Raw genomic sequence first — 18,459 nt, forward strand, 5'->3', positions numbered from 1 at the left:
GGAGACAACGACATGTCGAACAACGACACCGCCGCCGGGGCGACGATCAACCCGGTCGACAACAAGGCCACCCGCTGGATCACGCACGTGCTCACCGACCTGGGCAAGAACGGCATCTTCATCGCGCTGCTCGCGGTCGTGGTGCTGTTCGCCGTCCTGACCGACGGCATCCTGCTGCGTCCGCAGAACATCTCGAACCTGGTCGTGCAGAACGGCTACATCCTCGTGCTCGCGATCGGCATGGTGATGGTCATCATCGCCGGTCACATCGACCTGTCGGTCGGATCGGTCGCCGCCTTCATCGGCGCGGTCTCGGGCGTCTTCGCGGTGCAGTGGGGATTGCCCTGGTGGCTCGCGATCATCCTGTCGCTCGCCATCGGCGCGCTCGTGGGTGCGTGGCAGGGCTTCTGGGTCGCCTTCGTCGGCATCCCCGCCTTCATCGTGACCCTGGCGGGCATGCTCATCTTCCGCGGGCTCGCGCTCGTGGTGCTCGGCAACGCGAACATCGGCTCCTTCCCCGACGAGTACCGCGCGCTCGGCAACGGCTTCCTCGACGGCATCTTCGGCGGCGACCCGGATGTGTTCACGCTGCTGATCGGTGCCGTCGGCATCATCGCCCTGGTCGTGCAGCAGTGGCGCACCCGTGCCGGACGCCGCAAGTACGGACAGGATGTCGAGCCGATCGTCTGGTTCGTCGCCAAGCTCGTGCTCATCGCCGCAGCGATCGCGTTCTTCACTTACTCGCTCGCCGCGTACAAGGGGATCCCCGTCACGCTCATCGTGCTGGCCGTTCTCGTGCTCGTCTACGGCGTCGTCATGAACCGCTCGGTCTTCGGCCGCCACATCTACGCGATCGGCGGCAACCGCCATGCGGCGGAGCTGTCGGGTATCAAGACCCGCCGGGTCGACTTCTGGCTGTTCGTCAACATGGGACTGCTGGCAGCGCTGGCCGGCCTCATCTTCACCGCTCGTCTCAACCTCGCCGGACCCAAGGCCGGTGACGGCTTCGAGCTCGAGGCCATCTCGGCGGCCTTCATCGGCGGCGCGGCGGTGCAGGGCGGCGTCGGAACCATCGGCGGTGCGATCATCGGTGGTCTGATCATCGGTGTGCTGAACAACGGTATGTCGATCATGGGCATCGGCATCGAGTGGCAGCAGGCGGTGAAGGGCCTCGTGCTCCTGCTCGCCGTCGCCTTCGACGTGTACAACAAGCGGCGCTCCGGCAACTGAGCACCGTCACCATGACGAAGGGCCCCGCCGATCGGCGGGGCCCTTCGTCATGTGCGTGTCAGCGCACGGCGAGCCGCTCGGCGATGCGTGAGGGCAGGGTGCCGTCCGCCGCGCTCGCGCCGTCGGTGAAGGCCCCGCGGTAGCGCGCGGCCGGATGCGTGTCGGCCACCCGGGCGTGGCCGGCGCCGTAGAGCGACTCGCGCAGCGTCGATCCCGCGTACTCGGTCTGTGCCCGACCGCGGCGCTGGAGCTCGGGCACGACGAACTCCACGAGATCCTCGAACGAGCCCGGTGTGATCGCGTACGCGAAGTTGAAGCCGTCGATCTCGCCCTCGTCGACCCAACGCTCCAGCTCGTCGGCGACGGTTTCGGGGCCGCCCACGATGACCGGCCCCATGCCGCCGATCGAGCGCTGCGCGACGATGTCGGCGGGGGTCCACCGGCGTTCGGGGTCGATCTTCGCCAGAGAGGAGAGCACCGAGCGAAGGCTGTCGTTCTCCACCTCTTCCAGCGGCTGGTCGGGATCCCACTGCCCGAAGTCGATGCCGGTCCAGCCGCCGTAGAACGCGAGCATCCCCTCGCCCGAGGCGTAGGACAGATAGTCCTCGTACTTGGCCTGAGCCGCCGCATCCGACTCGGCGGTGATGACGGTGACCAGCGCGAAGGTCTTCACGTCGTCGGGGTCGCGCCCCTCCGCCGCCGCGCGCGAGCGGATGTCGCGCACGATCTCGCGTGCCTGGGCGGGGTTCGCGGGACTGATGAAGACGCCCTCGCCGTGGCGGGCGGCGAAGGCGCGACCGCGCGGGGAGGCGCCGGCCTGGAAGATCACCGGGGTGCGCTGCGGCGACGGCTCGCTCAGGTGGATGCCCGGGACGGAGTAGTACGTGCCCTGGTGGCCGATCGGATGCACCTTCGCCGCGTCGGTGTACACCCCGCGTTCGCGGTCGGCGACGACGGCGTCCTCTTCCCACGAGCCCTCCCAGAGCTTGTAGGTGACGTCGACGAACTCCTCCGCGATCTCGTAGCGGTCGTCGTGCGCGATCTGCTTGCTCAGGCCGAGGTTGATCGCGGCGCTGTTCAGGTAGCTCGTCACCACGTTCCACGCGACGCGACCCTTCGTCAGATGGTCGAGCGTCGAGAACTTGCGCGCGAGCGCATACGGCTGCTCGTACGTCAGTGCCGCTGTGACGCCGAAGCCGAGGTGCTCGGTGACGAGCGCCATCGCCGGAACCTGGAGGAACGGATCGTTCACCGGCACCTGGTCGGCGTCGCCGAGCGCCGTGGCCGCGGAGCCCCGGTACACGTCGTACGTGCCCAGCACGTCCGCGATGAACAGCGAGTCGAACCGACCGCGTTCGAGGAGCTTCGCGAGCTCGGTCCAGTACTCGAGGTCCTTGTACGTCGTGGCCCTGCTGTCGGGGTGGCGCCAGGTGCCCGCGGACTGGTGACTGACGCACGTCATGTCGAAGGCGTTCAGGATGATGCGCTTTGCCATGCGGCGAGTCTCACACCGGCGCACGCGGGAGGCCACCGCGCCGACACGCGGCGTCATCGACGTGTGGACGTCAGGGCACGAGCGTGATCTTGCCCGGCGCATGCGCCTCGATGAGACGGTGCGCCTGCGGTGCGTCCGTGAGCGGAAGCTGCTCGCCGAGCTCGACCGAGAAGTGGCCCGCCGAGAGCAGCGCCAGAACGACGGGAACAGCCTCCGCCCGCCACGCGAGCTGTTGGTCGGTGAGCGGTTCGGGGGAGCCGCCGGAGAACGCGCGGATGCCGAATCCCGCCGCATCAGCGCCGCGCACGATCGTCGCGATGCGCGAGCGGTCGTCCACGAGGGCGAGGGAGGCGGCGATCGCCTCGTCCGTTCCCGCCGCGTCGAACGCGGCGGTGTAGCCCTGGGGCGCGGCCTCGCGCAGGCGCTGTTCGAGTCCTTCGCCGTACGCGACCGGGGTCGCGCCGAGTTCGCGGAGTCTGTCGAAACGCGAGGGGGACGAGGTCGCGACGACCGTCGCGCCCCAGAGCACGGCGAACTGCACCGCGGCCTGACCGACGGCGCCCGAGCCCGCGTGAACGACGAGGGTGTCGCCGCTGCGCACATCGAGCGAGCGCAGCGACTGGTAGGCGGTGCCGACGGGGATGCCGAGGGCGGCGCCCGTCGCGGCATCCACCTGGGGAGGTCGCGGCTGGAGCGACCCGACCTTGACGATCGCCTCTTCTGCGTAGAGGCCGCCGGCGGAGAAGATCACGACCGCATCCCCGACGCGGAAGCCTTCCACGCCTTCGCCCACAGCGGTCACCACGCCGGCGCCGTCGCTGCCGATGCGGCGGGGGTGGGTCATCGGGACCGGGCCGCGCATGCCCGCTCGGAGTTTCGCATCGATCGGGTTGACGCCCGCGGCTTCGATCCGCACCGACACCTGGCCGGCGTCCGGGGAGGGGATCTCGACTTCGGTGAGGGTGAGGACGTCGGGGCCGCCGTGCTCGGAGTAGACGATCGCGTGTGTCATGGTGCTCGCCACTCTGCCCTGTGTCGAGCCCCGACGCAACGCGCCCCGTGGCGGACCGACGATCGACTCGCCGGTCCGCCACGGGGCGGGACGCCGGGACTCAGCCGCAGGCGAGCGACGGGTACGGCGCGGTGAGGTTCGCGGTCGCACCCGCCTGGGTCACGGAGACCGTGGCCGTTCCCGCGGGCATCGCCCCGAGCCGCGTCGTGAAGGCGGTCGACGCGCTCTTGCCCGCCGCCACCGTGACAGTCTTCGCGCCGTACACGGTCGTGATGGTGGCCGAAGCCGAGCTGGTACCCGTGTTGCTGAGGACGACTGAGACCACGGCTGTGCCCGCCAGGCAACGCGCGCTGGTCGTGGCCTGCACGGACACCGCGGGGGTGACGGTGACGGTGGCTTCCACCGGCATGCGCGAGTCGTCCTGTGCGATGCCGGCGACCGTGAACGTGCCCGCGGCGGCGTAGGCGGCGGGAGCGACGGCATCCCAGACGACGTCGACACTCTGCTGCGAGCCGTCCGCCTTCGTCAGGTGCGCCTGCGGCAGTGCGGGCGCGACGCCCGCCCGCGTCGTCACCGCGATCTCGTCGACCGAGGCGACCGCGATGTCGGTCGCGTAGGCCTCGAGCACGCGCTGGTACTCGGTGCGCGTGATGGGAATGACCGTGCCGTGGCGCGGCTTGCCGCCGTCGGCGTTCTGGGGGAGCGACTGGCGCAGTTTCGCACCGAGCGGCTGCCAGGCGTTCCCGTCCTCGAGGTTCGTCGTTCCGAACGGCACGTAGTGGTTGGGGCCGCCGTGGTAGTTGGGCTGGTCGATGAACAGGAACCAGTCCAGGCCGTTCACATCACCCGCGTTGGCGGGGAAGATGTTGGCGCCCTCGCCGCTGGTGAACGTTCCGCCGGGCTCGCCGTTGGGCAGGCCGCCGGCGACCCGCTCCTTCACGAGCGTCCACTCGTCCGCCGGTCCGGTCGTGCCCGGCAGTGTGCCCGTGATCGTCGCCAGCAGATCGGTCGACTTCTCGTGGCGGATCGTCATGCTCGCCTCGTCCTTGGTAAAGCGGTGGTAGACGCCGTCGACTTTCGCGACGGTGGAGTCGATGAGACCGAGCCCCGAGCCCCGGCGCACGTCGCTCCAGATCTGCGGTTCGGAGAAGGTGACGAAGTCATCGGTCGTCGCGTACATCATCCGGTTGTAGGTGACGGCCGTGCGATCGGCGGCGTTCGTGGTCGGGTAGAGGTTCGACGCCCAGAAGACGACGAACGTGTCCAGTTCTTCGTCCCAATAGGCCTCCGGCGCCCAGGTGTTTCCGGCGTAGTCGCTCGAGACCTTCACATGACGCTGCTCGGACCAGTTCACCAGGTCGTCGGACTCCCAGACCTCGATGTAGCGCGAGCCGGAGATCTGCGCGGTCGTGAATCCGCCGGCCAGGCCGTCGATCTTCAGGTCCGTCGCGATCATGTAGAACTTGTCGCCCTCGGGCGCGCGGATGATGAAGGGATCGCGCAACCCCTCGGTGCCGACGGTGGAGGTGAACACCGGCTGTCCGTCGTTGAGGGTGTTCCAGCTGAGCGCGTCGTTGCCCTTGGACGCGGCGATGCTCACCCGCTCGGCGCCCTGGCCCTCACCCGTGAAGAAGGTCCAGAAGTACGCCTCGGTCTCCTCGTTGCCCGCGGGCAGCGGTTGGATGCGAGCGGAGAAGGTGCGACTGGCGGTCGACGTTCCGTGGGCGACCGTCGCGGTCAGCTCGACGACGATCTCGGGGGAGCCGGCCGCGGGTCGTGTGACGTCCACCGTGCGCGAGTCGTCGCGCACGCCGGGCCGCAGCGTCGCATGCGCCGCATCCACCGTCCAGGTGATCGTGGACCCCTGCGCGCCGATGGCGGGGACGGAGAAGTTGGTGCGGACGTCGTCGAGGTTCGCGATCTGGATCGCCGCCAGGTCTGCCGCCACGCGTTCGGCGTCGGAGAGCAGCTGCGGCACCCGCACCGGATAGGTCTGGATGCGGGTGGCGCCGCCCACGCTGAAGGTGGCGGTCAGTGTCACATCGGCGTCGCCCGAGCCCGCGGCGGGGCGGGTGACGGTCGCGGTGCCGCCGGCGACGGCGACGGCCGGGTTGTTCGATCCCCAGCTCACGGTGACGCCGGCGCTCGTGGTGGGGACGGCGAAGTCGGCTTCCGCGGTCGCGGGGACCGTGACGGCGGCGACGGCGCGGTCCAGAGCCTCGCCGTTGTAGAGCGCCAGGACGTCGGCGTCGCTGAGCGCCTGCCCGTAGATCGCGAAGTCGTCGACCAGTCCGCTCCAGCTCGCGTCGTTGTAGGTCGAGCGGCCGAGGGCCGCGACGAGACTCGAGCCGAACGCGGCGACGTCGCGGGCGATCGCGGTCTGCGAGATGCGCGCACCGTTCACGTAGACGCGCAGCTGACCCGTCGTGCCGTCGATGACCGTCGTGTACAGGCTGAGGCCGGCGGGGGTGCGGATGCCGGAGGTCGCGGCATTGGTGGCACCGGGACCGACCTCGGTGGTCCACGGCGAGCCGGGGGAGACGGCGTTGGTGACGACCGACTTGACGTACCCGTTCGGATTGGCGGGGTTGAGCAGCCAGTATCCCGACGAGTAGGAGTTCCCGGATGCGACGGGGGCGCCGATGAAGGCGGCCGCGGTGTTGCCGGCGCCCGAGCGCGGCGAGAGCCAGGTCGAGATCGTCAGGTCCTTCTTGCCGACGAGACCGGTCGTGGGGATGTCGAGGTAGGCGGCGGTGCCGCGGGACCCACCGGGCAGCGAGAGGCTGCCGTCGGCGACGGCGCCCCCGCTCTGCTGCAGGGTCGCGTCGAACCCGTTGCCGCTCGCATCCGGGATCGTCGTACCCGCGACGCTGTCAAAGGTGTAGTGCAGCAGCGGCGCGGGCGTCGCGGCCTGGGCGGCGGTCGGGACGACCGCGCCGGCGACGGCGAGCGCGAGAGCGGTCCACACCGCTCCGCCCCTGGTCAGCATTCGGTATCTGTGGCGCGTGCTCACGCGGAGGCTCCTCGCTCTCATCGAAGGGCGAGACGCGGCGGAGCGTGCGCGGGGACGTCACGGTCCCCGCGGCGATCGGTTGAGCGTCGTCGCGCAATCGTGTGCCGCGGATGCGGCCGGCAGTCATTGTTACCGAGAACATTCTCGGCCTGGGATCACCGTATTGGCTGTGCGGAGACGTTGTCAACGTCCCGCCGCGCGCCGGGGGCATCGCGCACGCGGCGGCGCGCTCGGCCGAGATCAGCCGCGTAAGGTCTTGAGGATGCGCTGGGCGGAGACAGGTTCGGCCGTTCCCAGACGCTGCGCGAACAGACTCACGCGGTACTCCTCGAGCAGCCACCGGGCATGCACGAGAGACGCAGGCGCGGTGTCTGCGGGCGGGATCGTGCCGCCGGCATCCGTGTACGCGGCGGCGGCGCGCTCGTACTCGGTGAGGCGTTGCCGATCCCGTCCGGGCTGGTCGGCCAGCTGCGCCAACCGTTCGGTGACCGCCGCCAGGTAGCGCGGCAGATGGGCGAGGCGCTCCGTCCCGGTCCGCGAGACGAAACCGGGGGAGACGAGGCCATCCAGCTGGGCGCGGATGTCGCCGAGGGCGCCGAGCAGCGTCAGCGAGTTCTGCCGCTTCATGGCGCGCTCGATCTCTCGCAGGGAGAGCAGGATCCGGGCGACGAGGCTCGTCGCCCGGAACAGCTCATCCGTGACCGCGGCGCTGAACGCGTCCCTGAGGCCCTCGAAGCCGGCGCGATCGCGCACGATTCCGTCGGGGGCGATGCGGGTGATGACCGCATCCGCGACCGCGACGCGCGCGTCCTCGACGAGAGCCTTGGCGGAGGGGTAGGGGGAGGCGGCGAGCGCGAGCTTCTCGTTCGCGGTGAGGTGGTCGAGCACATAGGAGACGGGGGAGGGCACCGCATGGAGGACGAGACGGCGGATGCCTGCGCGCGTCGCCCGGGCTGCCGACTCCGGGGTCGCCTCGATGCGCAGCGACACGCTCGCGCCGTCGTCGATGATCGCGGGGTAGCCGCGGACGACACCGCCCGCCACGCGCGTGTCGACCTGTGCGGGGAGCGTCCCGAAGTCCCAATCCGTCACCCCCGTGCGCTCCGCGAAACCGTCGGCGGTCGCGGTGACGCGCGCACCGGGTGTGCCGGGTGCGGCGACGACACCGGGGGCGGCGGGACCGCGGCGCAGCGAGCGTGCGACGGAAGAACGGGCGCGATCGGAGTAACGCTCCTGCAGGGCGACCAGGTCGCGGCCGGAGCCGGCCGCACGGCCGCGCTCGTCGACCGCGCGGAACGAGATCAGCAGGTGGTCAGGCACGCGCTCCATCTCGAAGTCGGACGCGCTCACCGGCTGGTTGGCGACCCGCTGGATGCGGGTGGCGAGGGCGTCGCGAAGAGGGAGCGGGGGAACACCCCCGTGATCCTCGGGGCCCGCGCCGCTCAGCTCCTCGGCGAAGCGCGCCGCCCAGTCGGCCGCCGGCACGACGTGGCGTCGGATGGCCTTCGGCAGTGCTCGCAGGAGCGCGGTGATGAGTTCGTCGCGCATGCCCGGCACCTGCCAGTCGAATCCGCGCGGCGACAGCTGCGCCAGGAGGGCGAGCGGGACGATCGCTGTCACGCCGTCGTCGGCGGCCCCCGGTTCGAACCGGTATGCGAGCGAGAGCACTTGGTCGCCCTGCGTCCATCGGGTCGGGAAGGCGCGTTCGTCCGCGCGCTCAGCGCCCTCCAGCAGGTCGGCCTCGCTCAGATCGAGCAGGCGCGGGGTGCGACCGATGGCGTCCTTCCACCAGGACTCGAACGAGCGGGCGTCGAACACGTCGGCGGGGATACGTGCGTCGTAGAACGCGTAGACCGCCTCGTCTCCGGCCAGGATGTCGCGGCGGCGCTCGCGCTCCTCGACCTTCTCCAGGCGTCGGCGCAGCTCGAGGTTGCGGCGCGCGAAGGCGGTGAGGGGCTTGCCCAGGCGCGAGGGATCCCACTCCTCGTCGACGAGCGCATGGCGCACGAACATCTCCCGCGCGAGCGGGCGGTCGAAACGGGCGAGCTGCACGCGCCGTCGGGGGATGATCTCGACGCCGAACAGGGTGACCTTCTCGTAGGCCGTGGCGGCGCCGGCATCCTTCGACCAGTGCGGCTCGCTGAGCTGCCGTTTGGCGAGATCGCCCGCGAGGGGCTCGGCCCAGGCCGGATCGATCGCCGCGACCGTGCGGGCGAAGAGGCGACTCGTCTCGACGAGCTCCGCGGCCATGACGGCGGTCGGCCGCTTCTTGCGCAGACCGGATCCGGGAAACAGCGAGAAGCGCGTGCCGCGGGCCCCGCGATACTCCGCGCGCGTGCCCTTGCCCTCTCGGCCCTTCTCGCGCTCGTCGAGGATGCCGATGTGCGAGAGGAGCCCGGACAGCAGAGCGCGATGCACCGCGGCGGGATCCGCAGCGCCGGGCGCCCGCTCGGCATCGCGACGAAGGCCCAGTAGCTGCGAGAGCTGGCGGTGCACGTCGAACCACTCCCGCACGCGCACGTAGTTGAGCATCTCCGCCCGGCACAGCCTGCGGAAGGCGCTCGAACCGAGCTCGTCCTGCTGCTCACGCAGGTGGTTCCAGAGGTTCAGGAGAGTCAGGAAGTCGCTCGTGGGATCGACGAATCGCGCGTGCAGTCGATCCGCTTCCTCGCGGCGCTCCTCGGGACGCTCACGGACGTCCTGGATCGACATGCCGGCAACGATCGCGAGCACGTCCGGCAGCACGTCGGTGCGCCGCGCCTCGACGAGCATGCGAGCGAAGCGCGGGTCTATCGGCAGTCGGGAGATCTCCCGCCCGAGCTGCGTGAGCGCGGACCCCTGCCGACTCCGGCGGACGGCCTGCAGCTCGACGAGCAGGTCGAACGCCGACTGGACGCCCCGGGAGTCGGGAGGGGTGAGGAAGGGGAAGGCGGAGATGTCGCCGAATCCGAGCGCGAGCATCTGCAGGATGACGGCGGCGAGCGAGGTGCGCAGGATCTCCGGCTCGGTGAAGACGGGGCGGCGCTCGAAATCGCCCTCCCCGTACAGGCGGATCGCGATGCCCGGCGCCGTTCTTCCGGCACGGCCGGACCGCTGCTGCGCGGAGGCCTGCGAGATGGCCTCGATCGGCAGCCGCTGCACCTTCGATCGGTTGCTGTAGCGGGAGATGCGGGCGGTTCCGGTGTCGATCACGTAGCGGATGCCGGGAACCGTCAGGCTCGTCTCGGCGACGTTCGTGGCGAGGATCACCCGACGTCGCACTCCCGCGACGCGAGACCGCTCGAACACGCGATGCTGCTCGGCCGCGGACAGCCGGCCGTAGAGGGGCAGCACCTCGGTGGGCGCCGTGGCCGAGGCGTAGGCGGCGCGCACCGCATCCGCCGCGTCGCGGATCTCGGCCTCGCCGGGAAGGAAGACGAGGACGTCGCCCGGCGCCTCGGTGTCGAGCTCGCGCAGCGCCTGGACGATCGCGGTCACCTCGTCCTCGGTCTCGGAGGCGGGCACGGCGGCCTCCTCGGTCTCATCGTCGGCCTCCGGCACGAGCGGTCGATACCGGATCTCGACGGGGTAGGTGCGGCCCGACACCTCCACGACGGGAGCGGGAACACCGTCGGCGTCGGCGAAGTGGCGCGCGAAGCTCTCGGGATCGATCGTGGCGGAGGTCACGATGACCTTCAGATCCGGGCGCTCGGGCAGGATGCGGCGGAGGTACCCCAGCAGGAAGTCGATGTTGAGGGAGCGCTCGTGGGCCTCGTCGATGATGATCGTGTCGTAGCGGCGCAGAAGCCGGTCGCGGTGGATCTCGTTGAGCAGGATGCCGTCGGTGACCAGGGCGACGCGCGTGTCGGCGGAGACCTTGTCGGTGAAGCGCACCTTGTAGCCGACCGTGGAGCCGAGCGGGACCTGCAGCTCTTCGGCGATGCGCTCGGCGATCGTCCGCGCCGCGATGCGTCGCGGCTGCGTGTGCGCGATACGGGTGCGCCCGAGTTCCAAGCAGATCTTCGGCAGCTGCGTCGTCTTGCCGGAGCCCGTCGCGCCGGCGACGATCACGACCTGGTGGTCCTCGATGGCGCGCGCGATCTCCTCCCGGGCCGCGCTGACGGGCAGCTCGGGAGGGAACGAGATGACGGGTTCCGGCGTTGACACAGCCTTCGATGCTAACCCGAGCCGAGGCTCAGATGCTCAGCAGCGTCGCGAGGCCGACGATCGAGCCCACGAACACGACCGCCGAGACGCCCGCGAGCACCGTGAGACGGGTGCGGGTGGCACGGCGCCGGGCGATCCGGGCCGCGAGCCCACCGTCGCCGATGTCGACGACCGGGGATGCGGCGGCGGTCGCCGGCGCGGACGTGATCGTCGGCGTGCGGATCGCATACCGCTCGCGTGCGGGCGTGCGATCGGTCTCGGCATCGGGAGCGAACGAGGTGGTCTGCCTCGCGGCACCCCGGCGTGCGCGCGTGAGACGCGGCGAGGCGCCCGCCGTCGCCCCGCGCAGCGACAGGCTCGTCGCGTCGTCCGCTACGGCGTCGCGCGGACGCAGCACGGTGTCGTCCGCGTCCGCATCCGTCGGCCGGTCGCGGCGGCGCAGCAGCGTCGCGTCCTGCGGCTCGTCGCGGGGACGCAGGACCGTGTCGTCCTCATCGAGCGGGTCAACGGACGCGGGTGAGCGAGGGGTGAGGATCGTGTGCTCGTCCTCGTCCTCCGCATGAGCGGCGGGGGTCGGCAGCGAACGGGCGACCACCACGGTCGCGTCCGTCGGCGGAGCGGGCCGGCGCACCAGCAGGGTGCCGTCTTCAAGTTCATCCGAGGGGGGTGCCTCTTCGGGCGACGGAGCCTCGGCCTCGGCCGGACGCCGCACCAGCGCGGTGCGGTCCTCCACGTCCGCCGCCGTGACCGTCGCTGCGGTCGGCGAACGGTCGACGATCACGGTCTCGTCGACGGGCGGAGCCGGCGTCTCGCGCGACACGATGGCGGTGGCATCGGTCGCCTCCGCGGCGGCGGACGCGTTGCGTCGGTCGCGTCGGCTCACGAGCTGGGTGCTGTCTTCGGGCTGGTCGGTCGCACCGGGCTCGCGTCGTGAGAGGCGGGTGCTGTCGTCTGGCTCGGTCATGCGTCCCCCACGAAGCGGATGCGCGCACCCCCGGCGAGCTCCGCGCTGGCGCCCTCGCGTACTTCGACCGCGCGGTCCGGCACGAGCAACCGCGCGACGCCGTCCGCGTCGATGACGGCCGTCCCACCGGGCGTCGCGAGATCCTCGATCTGTACGCGGGTACCGTCGGTCCAGATCTTCACATGCGCACGGGAGACGTCGCGTGAGACGTCGCCGAGCGCCACCAGGGTCGGGAGGTCATCGCCTTCGACGCGGGAGCTGCGCGGTCCGCGCCCGACCAGCATCGTGCCGTGGATCGGCACGATGTCGCCGCCGGGCAGCTCGATGGCGCGCGGGGCTCGCGGGGTGCGCGGAGCGGGTTTCGGAGCGAGTGCGCTCGAACTCGTCACGATGGTCTCGTCGTCGGCGGGATCGGATGCGGCAGGGCGCGGTGCAGGGGGTGCGGGGGCGGGAGGTCTGGCGGCCGGAGGAATCGGAGGGCGCGCCACGGCGGGGCGCCCGCGGAGCATGACGCCCGCAGCCGTCGTCGGCCCGACCCGTACGGGACGCTCCGGCGTCGGCCCCAGATCGAACAGCTTCGGTTCCGCGTCCGGGGCGCCGGCCCAGGCGCGCACGACGGATGCCGCCTCCACCTCGCGCCAGGTGTGGGCACCGACGCCGTCCACGCGCCACACCCGGCGGGAACGGTCTTCGAAACGGAGCACGAACTCGCCGCGAACGAAAGCGGTCAATCGGTCGTCGTCCAGAGCGACCACGGCGAAGGCCGGCACCGCGGCGATGCCGTCGGCGAGCAGGGCGTCCAGGATCTCGGGTGTTCCGGGCATCGTGCCCGTCGACAGCACGCGTCGCGCAGCGGCGACCGCGGCGTCGCCCCCGACGATCACCGCGAGCGTGTCGGTGGCGATCGCGGGCAGAGGCCCTTCGAACCAGGTCCGCTCAGCCACGGATCGGCCGCTCTCTTCGAGAGGTGATGGTGTCCACCTCGATCGACTGCACCGCCGCCTGCTCGCTCGTCGCGAAGCCGCCCGTCACCTCGTCGGCACGGGGAGCGAGTCCTCCTGAGCGCACGTCCACCACGACGGCGCTGATGTTGTCGCGTCCGCCGCGGGCGAGCGCCTGGTCGACGAGCGCGTAGGCGGTCTGCTCGGCGGAGCCGCCGAGGCTGAGCCCGGCCAGGACGGCCTCGTCGCTCAGATCGTTGGACAGACCGTCCGAGCACAGCAGCATGCGCTCACCGGTCACGATGGGGGAGAGCCAGTAGTCGGCCGGGCTCTGGCTGTCGCCGACGGCGCGGGTGATGACGTTGCGTCCCGGGTACGTGGACATCTCGGAGCGGCTGATCCTTCCCGCATCCACCAGCTCCTGCACGACAGAGTGATCGACCGTGAGCTGCTCGAGGGAGCTGCCGACCAGCCGGTACACCCGCGAGTCGCCGATGTTCACGACGAGCCACGCGTGCGATCCGTTCTGCACCACGGCGACCAGGGCGGCGAGGGTGGAGCCGGCGCCGCGCGCGTGGCGCCCCGCGACCTGAGACACCGCGGCGTGGGCGGACTCGACAGCGGTGACCACTTCCTCCGGCTGCACGTCGTCGCGACCGACGAGGTGGCGGAACGCATCCACGACCGCGGCACTGGCCAGATCACCCGCCTCGTGGCCTCCCATGCCGTCGGCGACGAGGAACACGGGGTACTGCGCGAGCACCGCATCCTCGTTCAGCTTGCGTACGCGGCCGACGTCGGAGCGCGCTCCGGCCATGACGACGATCCCGGTCATGGTCGTCCCCTTCCATCTCGCGACGCAGCCTCGCGCAATCCGCGTGCGAATGAGCGTAGCGACAGCCGAGCCTTCCAGCGCGCCCACAGGCCGCCTGTGGATGCGAAACGCTGTCGTTCCTGGTCGATGAGCTCCCAGAACCGTGCGGATTCCTCTTCGGTGGTGGTTCCCGGAGCGAACACCGCCCGGTCGGCGAGAGCCGCGAGAGTCGCTGGATCAGCGGTCTCCGCGTCGCCGACGGCGGTCGCGGTCTCCGACCGGGTCGCGGCGGGAGGGATGCGGTGGCCGTGGTCCACGGCGGTGTCGAGGTACTCCTCCCAGCCCCCGACGACCCGGTCGACCGGGTCCGCAGACGAGCGCCGGGCCCGTCGACGCATGATCTTCGCCGCGAGCACCGCGATGGCGGGCATCAGCAGGATCAGCAGCGCGAAGATCGCGATGCCGGAGATGCGCAGAGTGGCCCACAGCCACGCGAGGTCCACCGGATCCGTCGGCTCGTCGCTCTGCGGCGGCGAGGCGTCGGCGGGATCCGCCTCGGGAGGCAGGACGGTGTCGGCCTGCTCCGGCTCGACCGGGGTCATGTTCTGCGGGTCGCGACGCTGCTGGACGTCGGGCGAGAGCGGCACGCGGTGCTGCGGTGTCGTGTCGATGGCCGTCCAGGAGCCGTCCGCGTCGCGCACCTCGATCCACGCCGACAGGTCGCCGCTCGTGCACGTGCCGTCTTCGCACACCGCCAGATCCGCGTCGTCGCTGCTCAGGCGGGTGCCGAGCACGACCCGGGCAGGAAAGCCGAGGTGATCCGCGATCAGGGCGCCGGCCACGGCGAACTGCTCGTCGTCTCCCGCGGCGGCGACCAGCAGGGAGTCATCGGTTCCGCCGGTCTCGTTCTGCTTCTTGAGCAGCTGCGTGAACAGGTCGCCGATGCGGTCGGTGGAGTGCCCGCTGCGGCTGGGTTCGAACGTGTAGTCGCCGAGCTTCTGCGCCCACACCGGGACGGCGCCGGGATCGAACGCCAGCGCGTGCGAGAGGAGCCCGCGCGCCCGCAGGCGTGAGATCAGCTCGACCAGGCCCGCGCCGCCCGAGGGCGCGTCCTGCGCGCTCACCCATTCCTCGAGCGACTCGGGGACGAAAGCCGGGTCGAACGTTCCGGAACGGGAAGGGGTCAGCGTCCCGGGATCGCGAGGAGCGTCTGCGACCACCCCGGTCTGCGTGTAGCTGACGCCGGAGGCGAGCCCCGGGTCCGACAGCTCGACGCCCGTGGCGGAGTCCGGGTTGTAGAAGAAGCCGTCAGAGAGCGCGGCCCGCGTCGATCCCGAGAAATCGATCGAGGTGAGATCTCCCACGGCGGGCACCCAGATGCCCGTGTAGTCGCCGATCGTGAACGTGGCGGAGGCGCGGTCGCCCGTGTCGGCGGGCAGGGAAGCGGGAACCCGTCGGAACTCCGTGCTGTCGGAGCGGTCGCCGGTCTGGGGGTCGGTGGCCCGCATGACCCGGCCGTCGTAGTAGCTGAGAGTCGCCAGACGCACCCGATCCACGCCGGAGTCGGCGGCGACCGTGAACAGCACATCGTCGAACCGCTCGTCGGAGAAGGCGGCGCGGTAGTCGGCGAGGGGGCTCAGCGTCTGACGCACCTTCAACACCGGGTCGACCGCCGTGCGCAGCACGTCGCGGGAGGAACCCGCCACTGCCCAGGGCGCGAGCGCGAGTCCCAGGGTGAGGGCGATGACGAGCATTCCAGCGGCGAGGGCGATGCGACTGCCGAGGGTGCGCGCGACACGGACGGAGGAGCGCACGCCGCTCGCCGAGCGCGCGACGCGCAGGGCGACCCGACGCGTGTGGACGTTGCGCCACACGTACCAGGCGAAGCCCGTGAGCAGCGCGCCGAGCCCGACCGTCGCCTCCCAGACGCCATCCAGTTCCCACGGCCCGATGCGCCACGAGCCGTCCACGGCGCTCGATCCGAACAGCACGCCGAACGCGGTGATCAACAGCGCGAGCGGCGCGGCGAGCACCCAGAGCCTGCCGGCGCGCAGCGCCAGCAGGAGAGCCAGGGTGCCGAGAGCGAGCATCAGGAAGAAGGGGAGCGCGAGGGTCGCCTGGTACACCCCGAGCGGCAACTCGAGCGTCAACAGGTTCTTCCACCCCGTGACGGGTGCGCTCACGACGCCCCAGACGCCCGGCAGGATCGTCGCCGGGTCGGTGATCATCGTCGGTGCGGCGACCGGAACGCCGATGACGACGTACGCGCCCGCGGTGATGAGGGCGAGCTGCCACCAGCGCAGCGGGCGCCAGACGGCGAGCAGGGCGATCCCGGTGGAGAGCGCGATCGCCACCCCGGCGACGAGCACGAACCAGCCGCTGCGGTAGATCGCCCACGCGGATGCGGCGCCGATCGCCAGAAGGGCGTCGATGAAGGCGATGTTGCCGACCAGGAACGCGATGTCGCGTTCGGTGCGGCGGGGGCGGCGCGCGCGGGCGCGTGCGTCGGGGGCGCTCATGACTGCGCACTCCGAGCGAGGATGTGACGGAGGTCCTCGAGCAGACCCATCGTCACGATCGAGGCGCCGCCGATGGTGCGGAAGCCGGGCTCCGCCGAGGGGTCGCAGACGATGGCGGCCACGCCCGTGTCGGCGGGGAAGGCGAGGGCGGCGTGCTGCAGCATCCGCAGCGTCGGGGTGGATCCGCAGATCAGGAACCCGATGGAGACGTCGCGGTGCGCCTCCACGGCCAGGCTCGCGACGTCGCGGAGTCCGGTGATGCGCTCGGCCTTCTCCACACCGGCGAGCTCGTCGAGCAGGGTGCGCGCGGTGATGGTGGCGAGATCCCGGGAGGAGCGCACGGCTCGGCGGGCGAACTCCGGCACCTCGCCGCCGACGACGACGGAGACGTCGCGTCCGTCGCGGATGCCGCGCACACCCAGCGAGGCGGCGGCGCTGACGGCGAGCTCGAACTCCTCGTCGTCGGCGTAGTCCTCTTCGCCCGTCGCCAGCACGATCACCATCCGTGAGCGGCGGGACTCCTCGTACTGGCGCACCATGAGGGTCCCGGTCTTCGCCGTGGACTTCCAGTGGATCTGGCGCTGCGAGTCGCCGGGAGCGTACTCCCGGATGGCGTGGAACGAGATGTCGGCGTCCACCACGAGGGAGGAGGGGTTGCCTTCGAGGTCCTTGATGAACCCGGTCGCGGTGCTCGGGATCGCGGTCGTCACGGGGTGGACGTAGAGCGTGTGGATGTCCTCCCACACGACCTCGCGGCGCAGGATGCCGAGCGGGTCGCCGCGGACGGCGCGGGCGGGTCCGATGTCGAGCACACCGCGGCGCAGCCCCGGAATCGTCAGCACCTCGTCATGCGCGGCCTCGTGGCGCAGCAGCGGGATCGCGACGTCGACGAGGCCCTCGCCGACGGGCACGTCGACCCGACCGGGCAGGGCGACGCCCTTGCCGACGTTGACGACGCGCAGGGAGAGCGCGACCTCGCTGCCGGCGATCACCCGATCGTGCGCGAGGCCGAGGCTCACGCGGTAGGCGCGCGCACCGAACAGGAACGGTGCCGCGCACAGGACGAGAACGGCGGCGACGGCGCCGGCCAGGACGAACTCGATCCACCCGAACACGATGCCCAGGCTCAGACCGATCGCGGCGGCTCCGATGAGCAGCCACCCTCCCGCGGTGACGGTGTCGCCGACAGCGCGGGCGCTGCGGGCCACGGCTCGTCGTACGCGCCGCCAGAAGCGGATGCCGCCCACGACGATGACGGTCGTGGAACGCGACGTGTCGTAGCGCGTGCGCGTGCTCCCGGCGGTCGACGTCGAGGTGGACGTCGAGCCGATCCGGGTGATGCGGGAGGAGGAATCGGTCACGCGGACTCGCGCTGCGTCGGGGGAGCGACGTCGAGCATGACCTGACCGATCACCGCGCCGGCGGTCACGCCGTCGAACTCCGCCTCGGGGTCGAGGATGAGGCGGTGGGCCAGCACGGGCTCGGCCAGAGCCTTGACGTCGTCGGGGGTCACGTAACCGCGGCCGTGCGCCAGAGCCCAGGTGCGCGCGGCGCGGGTGAGTGCGAGTGCACCGCGAACGCTGACGCCCAGGCGCACCTGCGCGGCCTGGCGGGTGGCTTCGACGACGCGCGCGATGTAGTCCAGCACGAGCGGGTTCAGATAGGCGTCCTGCGCGATCTGGCTGAGCGTCTGCACGGCCTCGGGCGTGATGACGGCGCCCACCTCGCGCTTGCCGGCGGCGCTGCCCTCCAGGATCCGCACGGTGGCGGCGTGGTCGGGGTAGCCCAGCGACGTCTTCATCAGGAACCGGTCGAGCTGCGCCTCGGGCAGGCGGTACGTCCCGGCCTGCTCGACGGGGTTCTGGGTCGCGACCACGAGGAACGGGCTTCCCACACGCCGCGAGACGCCGTCGACCGTGACCTGACCCTCCTCCATGACCTCCAGCAGCGCCGACTGGGTCTTGGGGCTGGCGCGGTTGATCTCGTCGGCCAGGACGATGTTGGCGAAGATCGGGCCCGAGTGGAACTCGAACTCGCCGCGCTTCTGGTCGTACACCGTGATGCCGGTGACGTCGCCGGGAAGCAGGTCGGGCGTGAACTGGATGCGGGAGCTCGTGCCCTGCACGCTCTCGCCCATCGCGCGCGCCAGCGAGGTCTTTCCGGTGCCGGGGAAGTCCTCCAGTAGCAGGTGCCCCTGCGAGACGAGCGCGGTGAAGGCGAGCTCGATGACGTGGCGCTTGCCGAGCACGACCTGCTCGACGTTCTCCACGAGGGCGGAGAACGTCTCCTGGAACCAGGCGGTCTGTTCTGGGGTGACGGTCATCG

At 71.2% G+C, this 18,459-nt stretch carries 11 protein-coding genes; 1 reads left to right on the forward strand and 10 read right to left on the reverse strand.

The features are described from left to right. Positions 1-12: 12 nt before the first annotated feature. Positions 13-1,230, forward strand: coding sequence for a multiple monosaccharide ABC transporter permease (mmsB, locus tag LXM64_RS05510; RefSeq protein ID WP_234074956.1), 1,218 nt, complete (start codon positions 13-15; stop codon positions 1,228-1,230). 58 nt (positions 1,231-1,288) lie between these two features. Here mmsB and LXM64_RS05515 read toward each other — a convergent pair whose 3' ends face one another. The 10 genes from LXM64_RS05515 to LXM64_RS05560 form a co-directional block, all read right to left on the reverse strand. Next, positions 1,289-2,725, reverse strand: coding sequence for an LLM class flavin-dependent oxidoreductase (locus tag LXM64_RS05515; protein WP_234074957.1), 1,437 nt, complete (start codon positions 2,723-2,725; stop codon positions 1,289-1,291). A 70-nt stretch (positions 2,726-2,795) separates the two neighbouring features. Continuing rightward, a complete protein-coding gene (locus tag LXM64_RS05520; RefSeq protein WP_234074958.1) occupies positions 2,796-3,737 on the reverse strand; it encodes a quinone oxidoreductase family protein in 942 nt (313 codons plus the stop codon). A 100-nt stretch (positions 3,738-3,837) separates the two neighbouring features. Then, positions 3,838-6,750: an immunoglobulin-like domain-containing protein gene (locus tag LXM64_RS05525; protein ID WP_234074959.1), complete on the reverse strand. Its 2,913-nt coding sequence runs from the start codon at positions 6,748-6,750 to the stop codon at positions 3,838-3,840. A gap of 240 nt (positions 6,751-6,990) precedes the next feature. Beyond that, positions 6,991-10,896: an ATP-dependent RNA helicase HrpA gene (hrpA, locus tag LXM64_RS05530; protein ID WP_234074960.1), complete on the reverse strand. Its 3,906-nt coding sequence runs from the start codon at positions 10,894-10,896 to the stop codon at positions 6,991-6,993. A gap of 28 nt (positions 10,897-10,924) precedes the next feature. After that, a complete protein-coding gene (locus LXM64_RS05535; RefSeq protein WP_234074961.1) occupies positions 10,925-11,860 on the reverse strand; it encodes a hypothetical protein in 936 nt (311 codons plus the stop codon). After that, positions 11,857-12,804: a hypothetical protein gene (locus LXM64_RS05540; protein ID WP_234074962.1), complete on the reverse strand. Its 948-nt coding sequence runs from the start codon at positions 12,802-12,804 to the stop codon at positions 11,857-11,859. The genes LXM64_RS05535 and LXM64_RS05540 overlap by 4 nt, the downstream gene beginning before the upstream one ends. Continuing rightward, positions 12,797-13,636, reverse strand: a complete 840-nt coding sequence (locus tag LXM64_RS05545; protein ID WP_234074963.1) for a PP2C family protein-serine/threonine phosphatase — start codon at positions 13,634-13,636, stop codon at positions 12,797-12,799. Before LXM64_RS05545 ends, LXM64_RS05540 begins: the two co-directional genes overlap by 8 nt. Then, a complete protein-coding gene (locus LXM64_RS05550; protein ID WP_234074964.1) occupies positions 13,633-16,134 on the reverse strand; it encodes a DUF3488 and transglutaminase-like domain-containing protein in 2,502 nt (833 codons plus the stop codon). Before LXM64_RS05550 ends, LXM64_RS05545 begins: the two co-directional genes overlap by 4 nt. Continuing rightward, the gene (locus LXM64_RS05555) at positions 16,131-17,495 is read right to left on the reverse strand and encodes a DUF58 domain-containing protein (RefSeq protein ID WP_234074965.1); all 1,365 of its coding nucleotides are present in this window, start codon (positions 17,493-17,495) and stop codon (positions 16,131-16,133) included. Before LXM64_RS05555 ends, LXM64_RS05550 begins: the two co-directional genes overlap by 4 nt. After that, complete coding sequence (locus LXM64_RS05560) at positions 17,492-18,457, reverse strand: AAA family ATPase (RefSeq protein ID WP_234074966.1); 966 nt, start codon at positions 18,455-18,457, stop codon at positions 17,492-17,494. The genes LXM64_RS05555 and LXM64_RS05560 overlap by 4 nt, the downstream gene beginning before the upstream one ends. Positions 18,458-18,459 lie beyond the last annotated feature (2 nt).

It is taken from the genome of Microbacterium binotii (genome assembly GCF_021398715.1).
GTDB classification, from domain to species: domain Bacteria; phylum Actinomycetota; class Actinomycetes; order Actinomycetales; family Microbacteriaceae; genus Microbacterium; species Microbacterium binotii_A.